General features: G+C 38.1%; 1 protein-coding gene. It reads left to right on the plus strand.

Annotated elements, in window-relative coordinates:
• The coding region (locus tag AC27H3_RS18115; protein ID WP_487108116.1) for a hypothetical protein at nucleotides 1–292 on the plus strand (292 nt) is incomplete at its 5' end.
• Between the last annotated feature and the right edge of the window lie 125 nt (nucleotides 293–417).

The following is a 417-nucleotide window of genomic DNA, read 5'->3' on the forward strand; positions in this document are numbered from 1 at the left end:
GCATGCACAAAGAGGTTTCATGAAGATTTGCGAAGATTGCAGTAATAAAATTACTTATACTAAATTATTTTTTGCTATTAGGTCTGTGAAATGTTCAGAATGTGGTGCAAAGTATAAAGTTAATATTGGCAGTTATATCGCTTTCATTGTAATTGTTGGCCTTGCTGTGCTGGCTTTGGATTATTCTATAGTTGCTTTATCAGGCACATCACAAGTGCTCTCAGTTTTTGCAATTTTTGTAGGCATATTTATCCTTGCTCCATTTAATCAGAAGTTGGTAAAGTGCAGCTAACAAATAAGAATAGGTGTCGCGCAGCCGACACCTTATTCGGGTGTTGGACAAGCCCGGAGTCTGCTTTATATAGTCAATAGCGATTGATTTGCTGAAGGGGTTGCGATCAGTGGCCTGATTTCAAA

It is taken from the genome of Colwellia sp. NW0002-52-1 (genome assembly GCF_057550865.1).